This window comes from Neisseria sp. KEM232, assembly GCF_002237445.1.
Classification (GTDB): domain Bacteria; phylum Pseudomonadota; class Gammaproteobacteria; order Burkholderiales; family Neisseriaceae; genus Neisseria.
Genome location: NZ_CP022527.1, coordinates 1,600,313 through 1,621,645, shown reverse-complemented (window position 1 = coordinate 1,621,645; position 21,333 = coordinate 1,600,313). Strand labels below are relative to the sequence as shown.

18 protein-coding genes and 2 pseudogenes are annotated in these 21,333 nt (G+C 60.5%); 8 read left to right on the top strand and 12 right to left on the bottom strand.

The genetic code is table 11. The features are described from left to right. Positions 1-241: 241 nt before the first annotated feature. The 4 genes and pseudogenes from CGZ77_RS08025 to CGZ77_RS08005 form a co-directional block, all read right to left on the bottom strand. Complete coding sequence (locus CGZ77_RS08025; protein WP_009425104.1) at positions 242-748, bottom strand: GNAT family N-acetyltransferase; 507 nt, start codon at positions 746-748, stop codon at positions 242-244. Between the two features lie 110 nt (positions 749-858). Next, positions 859-1,248, bottom strand: a complete 390-nt coding sequence (locus CGZ77_RS08020) for a VOC family protein (RefSeq protein ID WP_009425105.1) — start codon at positions 1,246-1,248, stop codon at positions 859-861. 350 nt (positions 1,249-1,598) lie between these two features. Next, a complete protein-coding gene (locus CGZ77_RS08010) occupies positions 1,599-1,961 on the bottom strand; it encodes a hypothetical protein (protein ID WP_009425108.1) in 363 nt (120 codons plus the stop codon). Between the two features lie 146 nt (positions 1,962-2,107). Beyond that, positions 2,108-2,319, bottom strand: a pseudogene (locus tag CGZ77_RS08005) (IS1595 family transposase); the annotation flags it as partial. A 30-nt stretch (positions 2,320-2,349) separates the two neighbouring features. Between CGZ77_RS08005 and CGZ77_RS08000 the strand changes: the two are divergent. Further along, positions 2,350-2,526, top strand: a pseudogene (locus CGZ77_RS08000) (IS1595 family transposase); the annotation flags it as partial. Positions 2,527-2,551: 25 nt separating this feature from the next. Next, a complete protein-coding gene (locus CGZ77_RS12280) occupies positions 2,552-2,974 on the top strand; it encodes a hypothetical protein (protein WP_198344887.1) in 423 nt (140 codons plus the stop codon). On the opposite strand, the gene tsaD is transcribed toward CGZ77_RS12280, so the two are convergent. Beyond that, positions 2,922-3,989 (bottom strand): tRNA (adenosine(37)-N6)-threonylcarbamoyltransferase complex transferase subunit TsaD, encoded by a 1,068-nt coding sequence (gene tsaD, locus CGZ77_RS07995; RefSeq protein WP_009425012.1) that lies wholly within the window; start codon positions 3,987-3,989, stop codon positions 2,922-2,924. The genes CGZ77_RS12280 and tsaD overlap by 53 nt on opposite strands. 170 nt (positions 3,990-4,159) lie before the next feature. Between tsaD and CGZ77_RS07990 the strand changes: the two genes are divergently transcribed. Then, the gene (locus CGZ77_RS07990) at positions 4,160-4,912 is read left to right on the top strand and encodes an endonuclease/exonuclease/phosphatase family protein (RefSeq protein ID WP_009425014.1); all 753 of its coding nucleotides are present in this window, start codon (positions 4,160-4,162) and stop codon (positions 4,910-4,912) included. A gap of 79 nt (positions 4,913-4,991) precedes the next feature. Here CGZ77_RS07990 and CGZ77_RS07985 read toward each other — a convergent pair whose 3' ends face one another. Genes CGZ77_RS07985 through queA form a run of 3 tightly spaced genes read right to left on the bottom strand, consistent with a single transcriptional unit; the run spans position 4,992 to position 7,361 of the window. Then, positions 4,992-5,351, bottom strand: coding sequence for an STAS/SEC14 domain-containing protein (locus CGZ77_RS07985; protein ID WP_009425015.1), 360 nt, complete (start codon positions 5,349-5,351; stop codon positions 4,992-4,994). A 33-nt stretch (positions 5,352-5,384) separates the two neighbouring features. Continuing rightward, the gene (locus tag CGZ77_RS07980) at positions 5,385-6,263 is read right to left on the bottom strand and encodes a DMT family transporter (protein WP_009425016.1); all 879 of its coding nucleotides are present in this window, start codon (positions 6,261-6,263) and stop codon (positions 5,385-5,387) included. 57 nt (positions 6,264-6,320) lie between these two features. Then, positions 6,321-7,361, bottom strand: coding sequence for a tRNA preQ1(34) S-adenosylmethionine ribosyltransferase-isomerase QueA (gene queA / locus CGZ77_RS07975; RefSeq protein WP_094031097.1), 1,041 nt, complete (start codon positions 7,359-7,361; stop codon positions 6,321-6,323). 147 nt (positions 7,362-7,508) lie between these two features. Here queA and CGZ77_RS07970 point away from each other — a divergent pair, with 147 nt between their 5' ends. Continuing rightward, positions 7,509-7,706, top strand: a complete 198-nt coding sequence (locus CGZ77_RS07970) for a zinc-finger domain-containing protein (protein ID WP_036495456.1) — start codon at positions 7,509-7,511, stop codon at positions 7,704-7,706. A 186-nt stretch (positions 7,707-7,892) separates the two neighbouring features. On the opposite strand, the gene rep is transcribed toward CGZ77_RS07970, so the two are convergent. The 4 genes from rep to nadE all read right to left on the bottom strand — a co-directional run bounded on the left by rep (position 7,893) and on the right by nadE (position 15,639). After that, positions 7,893-9,905 carry a DNA helicase Rep gene (gene rep / locus CGZ77_RS07965; protein WP_036495446.1) on the bottom strand — a complete coding sequence of 671 codons (2,013 nt, stop codon included), beginning with the start codon at positions 9,903-9,905 and terminating at the stop codon, positions 7,893-7,895. Positions 9,906-10,038: 133 nt separating this feature from the next. Continuing rightward, entirely contained in the window at positions 10,039-13,038 is a 3,000-nt protein-coding gene (rbbA, locus tag CGZ77_RS07960) for a ribosome-associated ATPase/putative transporter RbbA (RefSeq protein ID WP_094031096.1), read from the bottom strand. 214 nt (positions 13,039-13,252) lie between these two features. Beyond that, positions 13,253-14,602, bottom strand: a complete 1,350-nt coding sequence (gshA, locus tag CGZ77_RS07955) for a glutamate--cysteine ligase (protein ID WP_094031095.1) — start codon at positions 14,600-14,602, stop codon at positions 13,253-13,255. Between the two features lie 242 nt (positions 14,603-14,844). Next, a complete protein-coding gene (gene nadE, locus CGZ77_RS07950; RefSeq protein WP_094031094.1) occupies positions 14,845-15,639 on the bottom strand; it encodes an NAD(+) synthase in 795 nt (264 codons plus the stop codon). A gap of 363 nt (positions 15,640-16,002) precedes the next feature. Here nadE and CGZ77_RS07940 point away from each other — a divergent pair, with 363 nt between their 5' ends. From CGZ77_RS07940 to glnD, 4 genes are all read left to right on the top strand, one after another. Beyond that, positions 16,003-16,926, top strand: a complete 924-nt coding sequence (locus tag CGZ77_RS07940; RefSeq protein ID WP_094031092.1) for an AEC family transporter — start codon at positions 16,003-16,005, stop codon at positions 16,924-16,926. A 25-nt stretch (positions 16,927-16,951) separates the two neighbouring features. Beyond that, the gene (locus CGZ77_RS07935) at positions 16,952-17,380 is read left to right on the top strand and encodes a gamma-butyrobetaine hydroxylase-like domain-containing protein (protein WP_094031091.1); all 429 of its coding nucleotides are present in this window, start codon (positions 16,952-16,954) and stop codon (positions 17,378-17,380) included. A 39-nt stretch (positions 17,381-17,419) separates the two neighbouring features. After that, positions 17,420-18,157: a bifunctional demethylmenaquinone methyltransferase/2-methoxy-6-polyprenyl-1,4-benzoquinol methylase UbiE gene (gene ubiE, locus CGZ77_RS07930; RefSeq protein WP_094031090.1), complete on the top strand. Its 738-nt coding sequence runs from the start codon at positions 17,420-17,422 to the stop codon at positions 18,155-18,157. A gap of 293 nt (positions 18,158-18,450) precedes the next feature. Further along, positions 18,451-21,018, top strand: coding sequence for a [protein-PII] uridylyltransferase (gene glnD, locus CGZ77_RS07925; RefSeq protein WP_094031089.1), 2,568 nt, complete (start codon positions 18,451-18,453; stop codon positions 21,016-21,018). The last annotated feature ends 315 nt before the right edge of the window (positions 21,019-21,333 follow it).

The following is a 21,333-nucleotide window of genomic DNA, read 5'->3' as shown; positions in this document are numbered from 1 at the left end:
AACAGGCCGTCTGAAAACAAAAAATCCGGTTTTCAGACGGCCTTTTCCCTTGCAAATAACGGCAGCGCATACAGCACCGCAGCATACACGGCGTCGGAATCCGTCATCCGCGCCAAACAACGGACACGGTTTTAATGAACGGCAAAAACGCGTGTATCGCCTTGGAGCGGTACACGCGGCTTGGCCGGTTGCGGAAAACCGTGCAGGCCGTCTGAAAAGCGGATTGGCGCTTTCAGACGGCCTATTTGGTTTCTATCCAATAGCGCTCGATTCCGTCGCGGATGTCTTCCAGCGTGCCGCCGTTGGCAAGGATAACGCGGCGGCTGGCGGGGTTGCTGCTGCGGCAGGTAACCAGCAGGCGCCCGATGCTGTGGCGGCGGGCTTCGCTTACGGCTTGGTGCAGGGCTTGTTTGGCAATGCCTTTGCCGCGCTGCGCGGGGTGGACGCAGTAGCCGATATGGCCGCCGATCTGGCGCAGAAAATCGTTCAGCCGCAGGCGCAGGTTTAAAAAGCCGACGGCCTGCCCGTTATCGGCGAACATAACATATTGGACATACGGCACAAAACCTTCGGGCAGACCGCGCCCGTGTGCGGCTTCGCGGCAGGCGGCGAGCCAGTCGGCATAGACGAAGGTGTCGGCGCCGTGCCAAAAGCCGTCGGTGTCGCTGCCTGCGGCGGTGAGTTCGTCCAACAGGGCGGTAACGGCGGCCGCGTCGTGTTCGGCGGGGATACGCAGGGTGATGTTCATGGGTTTGCTTTCGTACAGGTAGCTTTGAAGCCGTCCCCGCCTGCGCGGGGATGGCGTTTCTGAAAGGATTGCTGTGCAGGCCGGATGCTCGAATCCGTCCCATACCTTGCCTAATTGGTAAACCTCAACAAATACCCGTTTGGGTCTTGAATCAGAAACTCGATTTGCTCTTCTGCGATGCCGTTGACTAAATAGGTTCTTTTGGTCAGCGGCCGGTAGGTTTCGATGCCGGCTTGTTTCACCGTTTCGTAGAGCGCTTCGACATCGGCGGCGGCGATGGAAAAATTGATGCCGCGCCCCAGCGGATAGGCCAATTCGCCCGTGTTCCAGCCTTTTTCGTGGATTTGCTCAAACATAAACTGGCTCTCGTTAAACGACATGAAAACAAAGTTTTCGCTCGGGCGCTCGTATTCGGTTTGGAACCCCAGTTTCTCGTAGAAATCTTTGGTTTGCGCGATGTCGAAAACGGACAGTTCGGGTATCAGTTTGTTGAAATTCATGGCGGATTCCTTTGCTTACACAAAAGGCCGTCTGAACCTTTCAGACGGCCTTTGGAGCGGGTGGCGGATGTTGCATAGAACGCGTGCGTCGCAGGGGCGACATACCCTACGCATGACCCACGCTACGCTTGCTGAAAACGCCCAACCCATTTTCAGGCTGCCTTATTTCTGCCACGCTCGCCACAATCGCCACACCGCCGCCAGCCCAATCACTAAGCCCAGCAACGCAGGCGCAATCAACGCGCGGGCAGATGCGCCGCTTCCCATTAAGCTAAACGCCACCTTGCTCAACGCCGCTGCGGCTAACACCGCCGCCAAGCCTTTGCCGCTGCGCTGCCAAGCCGCGCTAATCAGCAGCGTGAAATACGCCAGCACGGCAAGCGTGTATAGCCCTCTGTTTGCAGCGTCCAACCGCCGCGCAAAAAGGCGATTTCATCGGCAAGAAAACGGGCGACGTTGGCATCGGCAACCGCGGGCGCGGGAAACCATGCCATGCTGGTGAGCAGCGCGAAAATACCCGCCGCCAGCCCCGCCCAACTGCGCCACCACGCCGCCAGCATAATGGGAACCAGCAGCAGCGGGCGGATATACCAGCTTAGGATATTATGATGGCGGGCAAACAGCCAATCTTGAAAGGCATGGTTGGTCAAGGCTTGTTCTACAAACACAATGGAAAGGGCGAGGAAAATAAGCGCGATGATGCGGCGAGGCATGGGGATTCCTTTTGGTTGGCGGGGTTGGGCAGCCTGAAATCTTTGCTCAATCTTAAATCTATACAACTGTTGTCATTCCCGTGTAGGCGGAAATCTTGGCTAAATTTTGGCAACTGATTACTTATAAGGGGCTTAGGAAGCAAAAATCATTTTAAAGGATCATTCCGCAACATTTTCAGCAGTACTTTGTACAAATCATCATGCCTGTGATTGAAGCGAAATTCAGTTTCTTTCAGATGCAAGTAAAACGTATGTTTTGCTACACCATGTTGTGTATCAGACGGTGTTTCTCATAACTCCAAAACGACTCAATACCGTTAATATGTTGCGCTCCACGAGCAAACTCATTGGGGCTGTACTAGATAAGCAGTCATGTTAGACTGCAAAAATGAAGATAACCCGTTGTAAACTAAAAAAGAGTATTCAAAAGAAACTGCTTCAGTTTTTTGTACTCGAAGTTACTGCCCGTTCAGCAGCTGATTTATTGGGCATCCACCCTAATTCGGCAGTGCTGTTTTACCGCAAGATTCGCGAAGTCATCAGCCATCATCTTTCACTGGAAGCCGATACCTATTCTGCGGCAGCGTCATATGTGTATAGTAGACAGCTACCGCAGCAGCCCGAGGGAATTTCCCGAACACTTGGCACCGGTCGAATACCTGCCGGGAGACTTGGTGCGCAAAACGGACACCAACGGCCACATCAGCCTGCCGGGTCGGCAGGTACGCATCGGCAAAGGGCTGGTCGGACAAGCCGTAGCCTGCCGTCCGGTACAAAGCGAAGACGGTGTGTACGAAGTCTGTTTCTGCTTCTACCGCCTCGGCCGGATTGACCTGAACGACTTCTGCCAAACTGCCCGAAAAACTGTTAACCATGTCCCCGCACAGGTGTTACCTTTGTGCCCGGTCTGTACACTTGGGCATAGGGGAGGGAGTTTGGTGTGCTGCGGGATTTTCGGTTTCAGACGGCCTCCCGCACGATGTCCGTCAGCGGCCAGCGCGGTTTGGCGTTGAAGGCGGCGGCGGGCTGTGCTTCTTGGACGCGCATGGCGCCGGCGAAGGCGATCATGGCGCCGTTGTCGGTGCAGTATTCGAGGGGCGGGAAGTAGGTTTTGACGGCTTCGGCAGGCGGTTTCAGACGGCCTTTGGCAGGGGGGCGGACGGTGAGGGTACTCAGGCGCTGGCGCAGTTGTTTGTTTGCGCCGACGCCGCCGGCGACGACGAGGGTGCGGAAGCCTGTGTCGAGCAGGGCTTTTTGTGCTTTGGCGGACAATACGTCGACAACGGCGTCTTGGAAGGCGCGGCAGATGTCGTTGCGCGTTTGTTCGGGCACTCGGCCGCCGTGTCCGGCGCGCACTTTTTCCACGGCGGTGAGCACGGCGGTTTTCAGGCCGGAGAAGCTCATTTGCAGATCGTTGGAATGGATCATGGGGCGGGGGAACTCAAATGCCCCGTCGCGCCCCTGTTCGGCCAGTTCGGCCAGTTTCGCGCCGCCGGGGTAGGGCAGGCCGAGCAGTTTGGCGGTTTTGTCGAAGGCTTCGCCCGCCGCGTCGTCGAGGCTTTCGCCCAGGAGGGTGTAGTCGCCGATGCCGCGCACGGCCATAAATTGGGTGTGGCCGCCGGAGACAAGCAGGGCGACGAAGGGAAATTCGGGTTTGTCGTCGGCCAGAAGCGGCGAGAGCAGGTGGCCTTCGAGATGATGGACGGGGATAACGGGTTTGCCCAGCGCGAAGGCCAGGGCGTTGGCGTAGGACGAACCGGCCAGCAGGGCACCGCCGAGGCCGGGGCCTTGGGTGTAGGCGACGGCGTCGATGTCGGCGTAGGTTTTGCCCGCTTGGGCGAGGCAGGCGCGGGTGAGGGGGACGAGGCGGCGGATGTGGTCGCGGCTGGCCAGTTCGGGCACGACGCCGCCGTATTCGGCGTGCATCGCCATCTGTGTGTGCAGGGCGTGGGCGAGCAGGCCGCGTTCGGTGCAGTAGAGGGCGACGCCGGTTTCGTCGCAGGATGATTCGATGCCGAGTACCAACATGGGCGGGTGTCCGATAAAAAAGGGGCGCATTTTAACGCAAAGCGGGCGGTTCGGGCTTTCAGACGGCCTGTCCCGTTTGAGGCCGTCTGAAACAGCGAAAATGCACCCCGGCGCTTGAATAAGGCAGCTGCAGCCTTAATAATGCGTCATTCCTCCGATGGCGAACCGCTATGACCCTGCCGATTACCGTTTCCACCTACAACATCCACAAAGGCATGTCGCCGCTGAACCGCAAAGTGCAGATTGCGGACATGGCGGCGGCGCTCGACAGCCTGAAATCCGACATTTTGTTTTTGCAGGAAGTGCAGGGGCTGCATCTGGCGCGCGAGGCGAAACTGCCCGATTTTCCCGCCGTGCCGCAGCACGACATCATCGCCGAGCGCCTCGATTTCCACACCAGCTACGGGCGCAATGCCGTTTTCCCGCAAAAACACCACGGCAACGCCATCCTCAGCCGCCTGCCGATACGGGAGCGGCGCAATCTGAACATTACGGTCAACCGTTTGGAAAAACGCGGCGTGCTGCACTGCGAAATCCTGCCCGAAGGCTGGGACGTGCCCATCGTCTGCCTCTGCGCCCACCTCAACCTTTTGGAGCGCGACCGCGTCAAACAATACGTCGCCATCTTCGAATACGTCACCACCTACATCAGCCCCGACGCACCGCTGATACTGGCGGGCGACTTCAACGACTGGCGGCACAAATCGCCGCTGAATATCGGCCGCGCCCTCGGTCTGACGGAAGTGTTCCTCGACAAACGCGGCAGCCTGCCCAAAACCTTTCCCGCCCGCCTGCCCGTGTTCAGTCTCGACCGCATCTACACCCGCCACCTCGAAATCCTCGATGCCAGGCTGCACAGCGGCGAGCCTTGGCTTTATCTGTCCGACCATCTGCCGCTGTCGGCCACCGTGCGCCCGCGCTGATATGGTTAGGCCGTCTGAAAAAACCGCCTGCCCCGTTTTTTGATACGGGCAGGCGGTTTCGTTTTTTATCCGGCGGGTTTCAGACGGCCTCTCCGGCTTCCAGCAGCCAGGCTTGGGCTTTTGCGGCGGTGTCGAAATATTTGGGGTGGGTGCGGGTGATGAGGTCGGAGACGTGGGCGGCGAATTTGATCCAGATGTCGTCCACCACCACGGCGATGCGGCCGAAATCCTGATCGTGGCTGCTGACGAATTTGAGCTGCTCCCAAGCCATGTCGATGGTGAAGTCTTTGAGCATGGAGAGATCGAGCAGCAGGTCGGGACGGTGGACGCGGGTGAGGGAGGCCTTGACGGCCTCTTCCAGTTCGCGGAAATCGGCAAGGGTGAACTCGTTGTAGAGGGCGACGTTCAAGCCGTAGTGTTGTTCGCGGATGGAAATCATGGTTTCAGCCTTTCTTTTCTCTGGTTGTCGGGATTATTTCTTCAAGCCGCTCAGGATGCCGCTTGCGGCAATGATACCGATGCCCAGCCATTCCTGCCAGCCGATTTGCTCGCCGAACAGGAAAATGCCCGCCAGCGTGGAAAACACCACGGTGAGATAGGCCAGCGCGGCGACGGTGAATTTGCGGCCGACGGCGTAGGCGTGCGTCAGCGCCAGCTGCGCCAGCACGGCCGACGCACCGATGCCGATGAGATAGGGCGCGGATTGCAGCGAAATGCTGTGCCAGCCCGTGAGCGTGGCCAGCGCGGCGCCCATCGCCATGCCGACCAGCGACAGGTAAAACACCACGCGCCAGGCCGGTTCGCCCAACAGCGAGAGTTCGCGCACCTGCATATACGCCCAGCCCGCCGCCAGTCCGCCGAACAGCCCCACGGCCGCCGCCCATTCCTGTCCGGCGGCGAAAGAGGGTTTCAAAAGCAGCACCACGCCGGCAAAGCCCGTCAGCAGCACGGCGAAGGTGTAGGCGGAAATGCGTTCGCGCAACACGACAACCGACAGCACGGCCAGAAATATCGACGAGGTATAGGCCAGCGTCACGCCCGTTGCCAGCGGCAGGCGCATCACGGCGTAAAAGCCGCAGGTCATGCCTACCGTGCCGCTGACGCTGCGGTTGAGATGGCTTTTCCAATGGGGCGTGGCGAAGGTTTTACCCTGCATTTTCGCCGTTGCGCCGAGCACGGCGGCGGCAAACACCATGCGCCAGAACACGAGTTCGCCGCTGCCCATGGCGAATTGCTGATGGGCGGCTTTGATGCAGAGGTTCATCAGGGTGAAAAACAGCGCGGCGGCGATCATCCAGGCCGAGCCCAAAAGCTCCTGCCGCTCTTTGCTGCGTGTAGCGGGGTGTGTCATGGCATTGTTCCGGGGTGGGAGGCCGTCTGAAAGCCTGAAACCGGTGTTTTGGGGTTTTCAGACGGCCTCATGTTCTTGCAAACCCAGCACCATCGCATCGCCGTAGCTGAAAAAACGGTATTTCTGCTCAACGGCGTGGCGGTAGATGCGGCGGATTTCTTCCGTGCCTGCAAAGGCGCTCACCAACATCAGCAGCGTTGATTTGGGCAGATGGAAATTAGTAATCAGGCGGTCGGCAACGCGGAAGCGGTAGCCCGGCGTGATGAAAATGTCGGTGTCGCCGCATCCGGCTTTCAGACGGCCTGTCTCCCGCGCCGCCGATTCCAGCGCGCGCATCGAGGTCGTGCCCACCGCCCACACTTTCGCACCGCGCGCCTTGGCCGCAGCCACCGCATCGGCCGTTGCCTGCGGCACTTCGTACCATTCGCTGTGCATTTTGTGATCGGCAATGTTTTCGACACGCACCGGTTGGAACGTGCCCGCGCCGACGTGCAGCGTCACCTCCGCCAGTGTCGCTCCCTTGTCTTTCAGCGCGGCCAGCAGGGCGTCGGTAAAATGCAGACCCGCCGTTGGCGCGGCCACCGCGCCCTGATGCTTGGCATATACGGTTTGGTAACGCGTATCGTCGGCTGCGTCGGCAGCACGCTCGATATAGGGCGGCAGCGGAAGTTTGCCGTGGCGTTCGAGCAGCGCGTACACGCTCTCTTCCCCGTCAAAGCGCAGCACAAACAATTCGCCCGCGCGTTCGACCATTTGCGCCGTCAGGCCGCCGTCAAACAGCAGCCGTGTGCCTGACTTGGGCGACTTCGACGCGCGGATGTGTGCCAGCGCAGTATGAGCGTCAAGCACGCGCTCGATCAGCGCCTCGATGCGCCCGCCGCTCTCCTTCTGCCCGAACAGCCGCGCCTTCATCACTTTGGTATTGTTGAACACCAGTACATCGCCCGCCGACACCAGCTGCGACAGGAAGGCAAAGGTCTCGTCGCGCAGAGGCTCGCCGGGCAAAGCCGCCAGCAGGCGGCTGGCGCCGCGCTCGGCAGGCGGCTGCTGGGCAATCAGGTGTTCGGGCAGGTCGAAATCGAAGTCGGAAAGCTGCATGGTGGAGGCCGTCTGAAAAAAGGCGCGATTATATCGCCAAAGCGCTGCAGGGTCGCGCTGCCGCCCACTTTGTTATCGCGCGGCGATGCCGTAAAATGGCGGCCGTCTGAACACATTGCCGACAAAACGCCGAAAAAAGGATATGCCATGAACACCACGCCCCACTACGACACCGTCGTTATCAAACCGCACGAGCTGCCGCTGCATTGCAGCGGCCCGCGCCACGAAACCTGGAACGGCCACCCGCGCGTCTTCCTTGCCATCCAATCGAATTCCGAAATCGAATGCCCCTACTGCGGCACGATTTACAAACTCGACGGCGAAATCGGCCACCATCATTCCTGAGGCCGTCTGAAAACAAAATCAGCGCCCGTGCGGATGCAAAAGGCCGTCTGAAACCTGTTCCGTAGGTTTCAGACGGCCTTTTGTTTGCAGGCTGCTTTTGAGGATGTTCCCGCCTACGAGGGAATGACGTTTCTGAAAGCGAAGTTTCAACGAAGTTAAAAAACCGTTTCGGTGCTTTCAGACGGCCTAGATGCCTTTTTTGCCCGCGCTTTTTTCGGCGAGCATGGCGCTGAGGCCGGCGAGGCGGCTGCGGCCTTCTTCTTTGCTGACGAGGGGGGCGCCGCCTTTGCGGCCGATGATGCGCAAATCTTCCTGCGGCATTTCGGCGATGAAGCGGCTGGGTTCGGGAAACTGCCATGTGCCCTGGCGTTTGCGTTTGGTGCAGTGGGTGAGGGTGAGGGTTTGTTTGGCGCGGGTGATGCCGACGTACATGAGGCGGCGTTCTTCTTCGATGTTGCCTTCTTCGACGCTGTCGGCGTGGGGAAACAGGCCCTCTTCGCAGCCGACGAGGTAGACGACGGGGTATTCGAGTCCTTTTGAGGCGTGGAGGGTGGACATTTTGACGGCGTCGCTTTCTTCGTCTTCGCGGCCGTCGAGCAGGGTCATGAGGGCGAGGGTTTGCGCCAGTTCGAGGAGGTTTTTGCCGCCTTCTTGGCCTTTTTTTGCCAGCCAGCGGCACAAATCCTGCACGTTGCGCCATTTGATTTCGCCGGCTTTGCCTTCTTCGCTGCCCAATAGGTGGGCTTCGTAGCCGATGTCGGTGAGCAGGTTCTGCATGAGTGCGCCGGCGTCTTCGTTTGCGGCGCGGCGGCGGTAGGTGTCGATAAGGTCGGTGAAGGCGGCGAGGCTTTGGCGGTTGCGTTCGGGCATGGGTTCGAGGGCGGCGGGGCTTTTGGCGGCGTCGCTAAGGCAGGCGGCATGGGATTTGGCGTAGTCGTTCAGACGGCCTAAGGTGGTGTCGCCGATGCCGCGTTTGGGGGTGGTGGCGGCGCGCAGGAAGGCGGGGTCGTCTTCGCGGTTGGCGATGAGGCGGATGTAGGAGAGGATATCTTTGATTTCGGCTTTGTCGAAGAAGCTTTGGCCGCCGGAGAGGCGGTAGGGGATGCGGGCGGCGCGCAGGGCTTCTTCGAAGACGCGTGCCTGGTGGTTGCCGCGGTAGAGGATGGCGAAGTCGGCGTATTTCAGACGGCCTTCGGCTATGGTTTTGCGGCGGGCGATTTCGCCGGCGACCCATTCGGCTTCGTGTTGTTCGTTTTGGCAGGCGGCGACGGTGACGATGTCGCCCATTCCGTAGTGCGACCACAGGGTTTTGGGGAAGAGTTTGGGGTTGTTTTGTATGACTTGGTTGGCGACTTTGAGGATGCGGGCGGTGGAGCGGTAGTTTTGTTCGAGTTTGACGATTTTGATTTGCGGGTAGTCGGTTTGCAGGCGGCGCAGGTTTTCCATGTCGGCGCCGCGCCAGGCGTAGATGGACTGGTCGTCGTCGCCGACGGCGGTAAACATGCCTTCGGCGCCGCAGAGCAGGCGCATGAGGGCGTATTGGCAGGTGTTGGTATCCTGACATTCGTCGATGAGCAGGTAGCGCAGGCGGTTTTGCCAGCGCAGGCGGATGTCGTCGGAGTCGCGCAGCAGCAGGGCGGGCAGGCGGATGAGGTCGTCGAAGTCGACGGCCTGGTAGCTGTGCAGGGTTTGCGCGTATGAGGCGTAAAGCCGGGCAATTTGTTTTTCCCAGTTGTTGTCGGCGGCCTGCACGGCCTGTTCGGGGGTTTGCAGGTCGTTTTTCCACAGGGAGATTTGGTGTTGGGCGGCGAAGATTTGTTCGCGGCCGCTGCTGCCGAGCAGTTCGCCGATGATTTTCGCGCTGTCGGAGGCGTCGAGGATGGAGAAGTTTTTTTTCAAACCGGCGTGTGCGGCTTCTTCGCGCAGGATTTTCATGCCCAGGGAGTGGAAGGTGGAGACGGTGAGGCCGCGCGTTTCGCGGCGGCCGAGCATGGCGGCAATGCGCTCCTGCATTTCGCGCGCGGCTTTGTTGGTGAAGGTGATGGCGGCGATGTGGCGGGGGGAGTAGCCCGCGTTGCGTATCATGTGGGCGATTTTTTCGGTGATGACGCGGGTTTTGCCGCTGCCTGCGCCGGCGAGGACGAAGAGGGGGCCGCCGAGATAGCGCACGGCTTCCTGTTGCTGGGGGTTGAGCTGCATGGTGTGAGGCCGTCTGAAAGGTCGGGAAACGGGATGGGGAAGGGGGCGGATTATAGCGGCTGCGGCGGAGGCCGTCTGAAAACCTTTCAGACGGCCTTTTTGTCGCGGGAGGCCGTCTGAAAGAGGGACAAGGCTATTTTTCCTGTTTTTTCAACAGCAGGCAGGACAGGGCGATGCAGCCTGCGGCGAAGGCGGCGATGGCGGCGTATTGCGGCAGCAGGTCGCGCAGGCCGAGGCCTTTGGCGAAAGTGCCGAGGCTGACGGTGAGATACCACGAGGCGGGGAAGATTTTGCCCATCGCGTAGCCGCCGCCGGAGAGGGTGGACATCGGGTAGAGAAAGCCCGAATAGTTCATGGTGGGAATCATGGCGATGATGGACGTGGCAAACAGCGCCGCCAGCTGCGATTTCACAAAACACGACACCAGCAGCCCCAGCGCGGTGGACGCGGCCACCATCAGCAGCGTGCCCGCCGCCAGCGCGGCAAAGCTGCCTTTGAGCGGCACGCCGAACCACAAGACCATCATCAGGAACGAGGCGGCGAAATTCACCATGCCCACGGCAATATAGGGCAGCTGTTTGCCGATCAGGTATTGCGCCGTCGAGGCGGGCGAGGCGTAGAAATTGGCGATCGAACCGGTTTCGCGCTCGCGCACCACGCCCACCGCCGCCATCATCGCCGGAATCATCATCAGCACCATCATCATCACGCCGGGCGAAACGGCGTTGATGCTGTCGAAATCCTGGTTGTAGAGAAAACGCGGCTCGACGGCGGCGGGGGGATCGAGCGGTACGGGCAGCCCTGTTGCCGCGATGCGGTCTTTGGTGTAGGCCGCCATCAGGCTGCCGATGTAGCCGCGTATATTGGTGGCGTTGAACGGCATCGCGCCGTCTATGTAAAAGCCCACTTCGGGCTTTTGCCCCCGTTCCAAATCGCGGCCGAAGCCGCTCGGAATGTCGATCACCAGCACCGCCTTCGAGCTTTGGAGCACGGTGTCGATTTCGGCTTCCGACTGTATCGGCGGCTGTTCGATAAAGTAGCGCGAGCCGGAAAAATACTCGGTGAGCTGGCGGCTTTGTGCCGTCTGGTCGCGGTCGTACACGGCGAATTTGAGGTTCTGCACGTCAAACGACACGCCCCACGATACCGCCGCCATCATAATCAGCGGGCCGAACACGGCGAAAAACAGCCTGATGCGGTCGCGCAGCAGCTCTTTGGCCTCGCGCACGGCAAAGGTGCGCACCATGGAAAACCAGTAGGCGAAGGAGGATGTGTCGAACTGCGGAGCGGGGTTTTCAGACGGCCTTTCGGCTTTGAGGCCGTCTGAAACACCGTACAGGGAATCGGCAGGCGGTTTGCCCCCACCCCAACCCTCCCCCGCGAGCGGGAGAGGGGGCAGATTGGCGGTGTGTTCGACGTTTTCAGACGGCCTTCTGCCTTCTGAAAGGCCGTCTGAAACGCCTGCCGCTTCACTCTCCCGCCCCTGCGCCTGCGCGGGGGAGGGCCGGGGTGGGGGTGGCGTTTCGGCAGAAACGCTTTGCCGCGCGGGTTCGACAGTTTCAGACGGCCTTTCAAGAAGGCCGTCTGAAACCGCCTTCCCGCCGTTTTCCTCCGCTTCCGCATCAATCAGATACCGCACAAACGCCTCTTCCAAATCGGGGGCACGGCGGCGTTGCACCAGCTCCTGCGGCGCGCCGACGGCCAGCACGCGGCCTTTGTGCATAAAGGAAATACGGTCGCAGCGCTCGGCCTCGTTCATAAAGTGGGTGGACACGAAAATGGTGATTTTGTCCTGCCGCGACAGTTTCAGCAGATGCCGCCAGAACATATCGCGGGCGGCGGGATCAACGCCCGATGTCGGCTCGTCGAGAATCAGGATTTCGGGGTGGTGCAGGCAGGCGGCGGCCAGTTGCAGGCGTTGGCGGATGCCCAAAGGCAGCGAGGCGGGCGCGGTGTCGGCCACGTCGGCGAGGTCGAACTGTTCGAGTGCTTCGGCCACCGCCGCCGCGCCCCTGCCGCCCATATCGTAAAGCTCGGCGTGCAGTTGCAGGTTTTGCCGCACGCTCAATTCTTCATACAACGAAAACGCCTGCGACATATAACCGACGCGCATTTTGGTTTCGATGCCGCCAGCGCTGGCCGGCCGCCCCAAAATCTCTGCCGTGCCCTCGGTGGCTTCCAACAGTCCGGTGAGCATTTTCATGGTGGTGGACTTGCCGCAGCCGTTGCTGCCCAAAAAGCCGAAAATCTCGCCCTTTTGGATGGTGAAACTCACATGGTCCACGGCGGTGAAACTGCCGAAACGCTTGGTCAGGCCGTGCGCCTCCATCGCGGGCGGCGCGTCGGGCACGGGCACGAAAGGCGTGAGTTCCAAGCCGCCCGAGCCCTGCTGTTTTTCCGGCGGCAGCATTTTGATATAGGCTTCTTCGAGGTTGTCCGTGCCGTATTCGCGCAGCACCTCGGCGGTGGGCTTGTTTTCCAGCAGCCGCCCCGCATCCATCGCCAAGAGCCGTTCAAACTGCTGCGCCTCTTCGATATAGGCGGTGGCGACAATCACCGTCATGCCCGCGTGTTCCTGCCGCAAGTCGTCCACCAAAGCCCAAAACTGGCGGCGCGAGAGCGGGTCAACGCCTGTGGTCGGCTCGTCGAGAATCAGCAAATCGGGGCTGTGCACCAGTGCGCAGCACAGGCTGGCCTTCTGCTTCATCCCGCCCGAGAGCTTGCCCGCCGCACGATCCACAAACGGCAGCAGCCCCGTGGCCTCGGTGAGCCGACGGATGCGCTCCTGCCGCTGTTTGGCGTTCAGGCCGAACATCCGCGCATGGAAATCGATGTTTTCGGCCACGGTGAGCGTGGGATAAAGATTGCGCCCCAAACCCTGCGGCATAAAGGCCACGCGGTGCGACATGTGCAGCCGCACGTTTTTGTCGGCCATATCGCCGCCGAGCACTTCCACCCGCCCGCCCTGAATCACGCGCACGCCCGCAATCAGCGAGAGCAGCGTCGATTTGCCCACGCCGTCCGGCCCGATCAGGCCGACGGTGGCGCCGCGCGGAATGTCGAGCGACACATCGTCGAGGGCTTGGGTTTTGCCGAAACGGTGGGAGAGACGGGAAATGGAAACGGCGTTCATGGGAAAACTTTACAGGGGATTTTTCAGAAAGGGCAGCGGCCTGTTTGAGGCCGTCTGAAAAAGGCGGCGTGCGCTGAAAACGGCCTTTATAGCGAAAAAAACGCGCCGAGCCAACCGCCGCGCCGCTTCGGCAGCAAAAGGCGGCGCGGCAAAGGAAAAAGGCCGTCTGAAAACGCGGGAGGGTTTTCAGACGGCCTCTGCCGCTTTTGCGGCATCAGGCGGTTTGTTCGAGCTCGACAGCGGCGGCCAAGAGCGACAGGCGCGCCATCACGCCGTAGACATAGAGGCGGTTGCAGCCGCAGTCGGGGTCGGCGGCGTTGGTTTGCGGCACGCCCAATTCCTGCCACTGCTCGAACACGCGCTTGTTCGGCTCGTCGTCCTGCTCCTGCGCGCCGCCGTCTTCGGCAACGGGGATGATGTGGTTGAGCTGGACGAAGGACATACCGGTGGCGTTGAGGTTTTCGTCGGCGGCGCGGCCTTCGTGGACGCGGAAAAAACCGCCGACGACGAAGCGGTCGATCATGTACACCACGGGTTCGGACACCGAGCCGTTGACGGTTTCGTAGGTGTAAATGCCTTCCTGCACAATGACCTCGCTCACTTCCAGGCCTTCTTTGATTTTCGCCATTTTGTTGCGGTTTTTGCGGTTGAGGCCGCGCACTTCGTCGGCGGATTTGACGCTCATCACGCCCATGCCGTAAGTACCCGCGTCGGCTTTGACGATCACAAAAGGTTGGTCGGTGATGCCTTTTTCGTCGTATTTCGCCTGTATTTTCGCCAACATTCTGTCCACAGCCTCAGCCAGCGCGTCTTCGCCCTCGCGCTCTTGGAAGTTGAGGCCGGAAATCTGCTCGAAGTAGGGATTGATCTGCCATTCGTCGAGCCCCACCAGTTCGGCAAACTCGGCGGCGATGTGGTTGTAGGCGGCGAAATGGGCGGTTTTGCGCCGCGTCGTCCAACCGCCGTGCAGCGGCGGCAGCACGGTTTGGCTGATGTCTTTGAGGATGTCGGGCACGCCGGCAGAGAGATCGTTGTTGAGCAGGATGAGGCAGGGCGAGAAGCCGTCGGCCAGATGGACGCGGCCGCGCGTGCGTTGCAGCGGCTCGAGGGTGATGGTGTCGCCGAGGGCGGTGGTGAATTCCGTGGGTGCGGTGATTTCGGGGTTGAGGCTGCCTAGGCGCACTTCAAAGCCTGCGGTGCGCAGGATGGTGCTGAGGGCATGGACGTTTTGCAGGTAGAAGGTGTTGCGGGTGTGGTTTTCGGGCACGATGAGCACGGATTTGGCCTGCGGGCAGGCGCGCTCCACTGCGTCTTGGGCGGCATGGGCGGCGAGTTGGACGAATTGGGGGTTGAGGTTGTTGAAGCCGCCGGGGAAAAGGTTCATGTCGATGGAGGCCATTTTGTAACCGGCGTTGCGGATGTCGACCGAGCCGTAAAAGGGCGGGGTGTGCTCTTTCCATTTGGCGCGGAACCAGGCTTCGATCTGCGGCTGTTTGGCCAGGATTTTGCGCTCGAAGGCCTGGAGTTCGCTCAGATATGTTTCGGACATCACGGCTAGGGGCATTTCGTTTACCTGTCTGCTGGATTGAAAATCCGCGCATGATAGGGTTTTCAGACGGCCTGTACAAGTAACGCCCGTTTTTATCCTTATTGCCCGAAGTTCTTTGCAGACCGTCTGAAAAGGCGGTTTCGGCGGAGTTTAAAACGCTGTTTGCGGTTTTCAGACGGCCTGTCGTGTGTCCGTCAGAAAGGCCGTTGCCGCCTATACCCCTTCGGGACATAACGCGGGAATGACGTTTCTGAAACTCAGGCCAGCATTTGCGGCGGGATTTCGCACACGGGTATCGGGCGGATTTTGTGCTGGGCGGCGCGGTTGAGGCGGGTGTAGATGTCGAACACTTCCTGCTCGCGGCCGGAAAAATCGTCGCGCGTTTTGCCCGCTTCGGCGGCGGCCATGGCGCGTTCGAGTTCGGGATAACTCGCGCCCATCTGCGCTTCGTCGGTGCGCTCGGTGTCCCACAGGCCGTCGGTCGGCACGGCTTGGCGGATGGCGGGCAGGATGTCAAGGTGGTCAGCCAGTTCGTACACCTGCGTTTTGGTGAGGCCGGCTATCGGGCTGAGGTCGACGCCGCCGTCGCCGTATTTGGTGAAGAAGCCGACGCCGAAATCTTCGATTTTGTTGCCCGTACCCGCCACGAGCAGGCCGTTGATTTGCGCGTAGTAATAGAGGGTGAGCATACGCAGGCGGGCGCGGCTGTTGGCAAGGGCGAGCTGCTTGGCGGGGTATTCGGCTTCGTCTACGTTGACGGTGTCGGCAAACAGGTTAAACGTGGGCGTGAGGTCGGCGCGCAGGCTTTTGACGTTGGCAAACGCGCTTTGCAGGCGCGCGATATGCTCCTGCGCGCGGCTGACCTGGTCGGCCTGCTGGCGGATGGGCATTTCCAGCAGCAGAACGTTGAGGCCGCTGCGGGCGGCGAGGGCGGAGACGACGGCGGAATCGACGCCGCCGGAAATGCCGACGGCAAAGCCTTTGGCGCGGGCGGAGGCGGCGTAGTCCTGTAGCCAGCGGACAATGTGTCCGGCTACGGCTTGTGTTTGCATGGAAAATCCTTTTTCAGACGGCCTAGGGCGTGTTGACAATCAACACGCCCTAGGGGCTGTTGACATTCAGCTTGCGAAGCGGTTTTTTGAGGAAAAATTCGCGGATGCAAGGAAAAAAGCACAGCAAGATTGGACATCTTGCGAGCATTTTTGACGCGGCAGGCGCGGATTTTTACCAAAAACACCGCCGCAAGGCTGATTGTCAACAGACCCTAGGGGCAGGGGAGGGCGGGAAAACGGGCGGCACTATAACCCGCGCCTGCGGGCTTTACAATCCGAAAGCGGGGCAGGACGGTTTCAGACGGCCTGCCGCTTCTGCTAGAATCCGCGCTTTCCGTTTTCACCGCACGAACCGAGACCGCCATGCTGGAAGTTTTCAATATCACCGCGCCGATTTTCCTGATTATCGGCCTGGGCTGGGCGGCAGTGCGCGGCGGCGTGTTCCGTTTCGAGGAGTTGCGCGGCGCGGCGAAATTCGTGATGAAAATCGGCCTGCCCGCGCTGGTGTTTTTCGCCATCGCGGGCAAACCGTTCCGCGAAGTGTTTGACGCGGCGTATCTTTTGGGCTACGGCGGCGCGACGCTGGCGCTGTTTGCCCTCGGCGCGCTTGTGGTGCGCCTGCGCGGCGGCGACGGCACGCTTTCGGCGCTGGGTGGTTTTTCCGTATCGTTTTCCAACACCGGCTTCATCGGCTATCCGCTGCTGGCGATGGTGATCGGCGAGGCGGCCGCGCCGTATTTCGCCATGAACGTGCTGGTGGAAAATATGTTTCTGATTCCACTGTTTTTCCTGTTGGCCGACTCGGCGGGCGGGCAGGGCGGAGGCCGTCTGAAAACGCTGCTGCCCGTAGCGAAAAACCTGTTGAAAAACCCGATTATCCTCGCCCAGTTTGCCGCGCTGCCGTTTGCCTTAGGCTGGCTGCCGCTGCCCGGGGCGCTGCTGAAAACCTCGTCCGTCCTTGCCGCAGGCGCCGCGCCTGTTGCCCTGTTTGTTATCGGCGGCAGCCTCGTCGGCCTGAAACTCGGCGGCAAACTGGCCGACATCCTGATCTTGACCCTGCTGAAATTGGCCGTGTTCCCGCTGCTGACCGTGTTGTTCCTGCTGCTTTTGGGTGCGGGCAGGGACACGCTGTTTGCCGGTGCGCTGCTTTCCTGCGTGCCGATGGCGAGCATGGTGGCCATCGTCCACAGCCAATACGGCCACGAACAGCGCGGCGCCGCCATCATGCTGCTGACCACCGTGCTGTCTTTCGCCAGCATCTCGCTGGTGCTGCTGTTCGGCCGTTAAACCCTAAACACAAAGAACCGACAATATGCAAAACCCCGTTCCCGAAGAAATCCGCCTGCGCCCCGACCGCGCCGTCCTCGCCCTCGTTTACGGCGGCCAAACGCGCGAACTGCCCGCCGAATACCTGCGCGTCTATTCCCCCAGCGCGCAAGTGCGCGGCCACGCCCCCGGCCAGGAAGTTTTGCAGACCGGCAAACTCGGCGTCCTGATTAACGACCTCGAACCCGTCGGCCACTACGCCCTGAAAATCGTCTTTTCAGACGGCCACGACAGCGGCCTCTACGACTGGGACTATCTGTATAAACTGGCACACGGATACGATACAATGTGGCGCGACTACCTCGCCCGCCTCGAAGCCGCCGGTGCCTCGCGCACACCGTCCGCCGCCGACGCCCCCGTGCCGAAAAAGAAAGGCGGACACGGCTGCGGCGGCGGAAGCTGCGGTGGGCATTGAAGGCCGTCTGAAACCCCTGTCACAGAAAGAAAAACACCCATGAGCGAGCAAAAAACCCACTTCGGTTTCTCCACCGTCAACGAAAACGAAAAAGCCGGCAAAGTGGCCGAAGTGTTCCACTCCGTCGCCAAAAACTACGACATCATGAACGACGTGATGTCCGGCGGCCTGCACCGCGTGTGGAAACACTTCACCATCCACACCGCGCGCCTGAAAAAAGGCGACAAAGTGCTCGACATCGCCGGCGGCACGGGCGATTTGTCGCGCGGCTGGGCGAAACGCGTAGGCAAAGAGGGCGAAGTGTGGCTCACCGACATCAACTCCTCCATGCTCACCGTCGGCCGCGACCGCCTGCTCAACGAAGGCCTGATTCTGCCCGTGTCGCTGGCCGACGCGGAGAAGCTGCCGTTTCCCGACAACTATTTCAACCTCGTGTCCGTCGCTTTCGGCCTGCGCAACATGACCCACAAAGACGCCGCGCTCAAAGAAATGTACCGCGTGATCAAACCCGGCGGCACGCTTTTGGTGCTCGAGTTTTCCAAGGTTTACAAGCCGCTGGAGGGCGCGTACGACGTGTACTCGTTCAAACTGCTGCCGCTGATGGGCAAACTCATCGCCAAAGACGCCGACAGCTACCAATACCTCGCCGAGTCCATCCGTATGCATCCCGATCAGGAAACGCTCAAACAGATGATGCTCGACGCGGGCTTCGACAGCGTCGATTACCACAACATGAGCGCAGGCATCGTTGCCTTACACAAAGGCGTGAAATTCTGATTGTGACAAGCGCTGCGGTTGTCAGGCCGTCTGAAAGCACGCTTTAACGAAGTGAAAACGGAAGAATCGGTTAAAACAGGTTTGTATGCTGTAAGTTTAATTTCGCATAATTGATATTATGTTAAATTTTTATAGTATACGTTAAAGCAGCATGAGTAAGGCTGCTTTTTTGAATATCCCCTTTCACGATAAACCCGACACGTCTCTTCATTGAAGCCTCGCTTGTAAAAGGCCTGCTTCCGCAATTTTGATTTCTGCGGCGGCAGGCCGCTTTGTTTTGCTTCTTTCTCGTGATGAACCCCGATTTTGTTTCCGATACGGCTGCCCGGCTGCGGCGGCAGCAACAGCAGGCCGCCGATGCCTATGCGCTGTGGCGGCGTCCCGAAGAATTTTTCAGCCGTTGGGCTTTGGCTGTCGATCAGGCGGTTTGCGGCGTGTGGGCGCATTTTTTTCCCGACGGCGGTAGTTGTCTGTTGGCGGCAGGCGGTTACGGGCGAGGCGAGGTTTATCCGTTTTCCGACACCGATTTGGTGCTGGTTTGCGCCGAGGCGCCGGACGGAGCGCAACAGGAGCGGATAGCCGCTCTGGTACAGGCTTGGTGGGACATCGGTTTGGCACCTGCCGTGAAATCGGGCACGGTGGCGGAACTTTGCGCGGCCGCGCGCGACGATCTGACCGCCGACACCGCCTTTCTCGAAGCGCGTTTTCTCTGCGGCAACAAAGATTTGGCGGAACAATTCACTGCCGCTTTGGAGGCGCAGCGCAATCCGGCGGCCTTTGTCGAAGGCAAACTTTTGGAAATGCGCCAGCGGCACAACAAACAGCAGGGGGCGGGCGCGCTGCTCGAACCGAATGTGAAAACCTGTCCCGGCGGGCTGCGCGACATCCATACCATGCTGTGGCTGGCCAAAGCGCAGGGGCTGGACGCCGGCATCGCCGCCCTGCTCCGCCGCCGCATCCTCACGCGCGCCGAAGCCGCGCTTCTGGTACGCAGCCACCGCAATCTGGCTGCCATCCGCATCGATCTGCACTTGGCGGCCGGGCGCGAGGAAGACCGGCTGGTTTTCGATCTGCAAAACCGTTTGGCGGACGGTATGCCCGATGCGCCCGGCAGAGGCCGTCTGAAAAAAAACGAGCGGCTGATGAGCGGCTTTTACCGCGCCGCCAAGGCAGTAAAGCAGCTCAACGGCATTATCCTGCCGATGCTGCGCGGCCGCGTGTATTCGCCGCTGCCGCGTATCGTGCGCGACATCGACGCCGACTATTACCAAATCGGCAACCAGCTGGCCGTGCGCGACAAAAACCTGTTCGGCAGGCAGCCCGAACACATTTTCCGCGCCGTGGAGATTTTGCAGACGCGCAGCGATTTGAGCGAATTGGCGCCGAAAACCCTGCGCGCCTGGTGGGCGGCCACGCGCCATATCGATGCCGCGTTTTACGCCGACGAAACCAACCGCCGCCGCTTTATCGGCTTTTTCCGCTACGGCAGCGGCCTCACCCACACCATGCGTTTTCTCAACCTCTACGGCGTGCTTGGCCGCTACCTGCCCGCGTGGGAAAACATCGTGGGCCTGTTGCAGCACGACCTCTTCCACATCTACCCCGTCGACGACCACATCCTCACCGTCCTGCGCAATATGCGGCGGCTGGCGATGGAGCAGCACCTGCACGAGCTGCCTTTCGCCTCTTCCCTGATGCACGCGTTTGCCAAGCCCTACGTTCTCTATCTCGCCACCCTCTTCCACGACATCGCCAAAGGACGCGGCGGCGACCACTCCCGCGAAGGCGTGGCCGACGCCCGCCGTTTTGCCGCTGACCACTTCATGTCGTCTGAAGATGCCGAACTGCTCTGCTGGCTGGTGGAAAACCATCTTTTAATGTCGCTTACCGCGCAGAAAGAAGACATCCAAGACCCCGAAGTCGTCGCCCGCTTCTGCCGCCGCGTTCAGACGGCCGAACGCCTGTCCGCCCTGTATCTGCTCACCGTTGCCGACATCCGCGGCACCAACCCCAAACTGTGGAACTCGTGGAAAGCGGGTCTCTTACACACTCTTTTTCAGACGGCCTCCCGCCATCTCTCCGGAAATCCCGATAGCCGCGAAGCCGTTACCGGCCGCCGCCAAAGTGCCGCCGCAGCCGCCCTCGCCCAAGCCGGATACGACGAAAAACAGCGCCGCCGCCTGTGGAAAGCCCTCGGCGAAGCCTATTTCGTGCGCCATCAGGAAAGCGAAATCCTCTGGCACACCGCCGCCGTCGCCGCCGATCCCGAAGCCCCCTTTGCCCGTATCCGCCCCCACCCCGCCGACCCCGGCATGCTGCAAATCGCCGCCTATCTGCCCAACGCACACGGCATTTTCTCGGGTCTGTGCCGCATCCTCGCCCGCCACAATCTCGACATCGCCGCTGCGCGTGCCTTTGTTACCGACCACGATTTTGTCCTCGACACCTTCGCCGTGCGCCCGCCCGAAGGCAGCACAGATGCCGACCGCGGCCGCATCGAAGCCGCGCTGATGCACGATCTCACAGCCTTCCTCCACGGCAGCCCTGCGCCCGCACCCGCTGCCGGGCGCATTCCCAGCCGCCGCGCCCGCCACCTGCCCATCGCCCCGCTGATCGACATCCAGGCGGAAGAAGAACAGCCCGGCTGGTATACCCTCACCCTCACCGCCGTCAACCGCCCCGGCCTGCTCGCCGACACCGCCGACATCTTCAACCGTCACGCCATCAGCCTGCGTTACGCCAAAATCAACACCTCCGACGAGCGCGCCGAAGACAGCTTCCTGCTCTACGCGCCGCAGCTGGCCGACCCGAACCGCCAAGTGGCGCTGAAAAAAGATTTGCGCGGCGTGTTGGCCGTCTGAAAGCCGTTCTGCTCCAAATCTTTTGCAGGCCGTCTGAAAACCACTCCGCCTTTTTGCGTTTGCCATGGCGGCGGACGGAGGCCGTCTGAAAAAACACCGCAGGCTTTCAGACGGCCTCTGTCTTTGCCATACCGCGCCAGCCATTGTTTGCTAAAATGCGCGCCCTGCCGGATGCCTCCGGCTTGTGTTTTTTCCGCAACCGTTTTGTTTTTCAGACGGCCTTAAAAATGCCCGCAGGTGTCCACCTTGCTGTGCTTTTTTCCTTGCATTCGGGCATTTTTTACTCAAAAAACCGTCTCGCAAGCCGAATGTCAC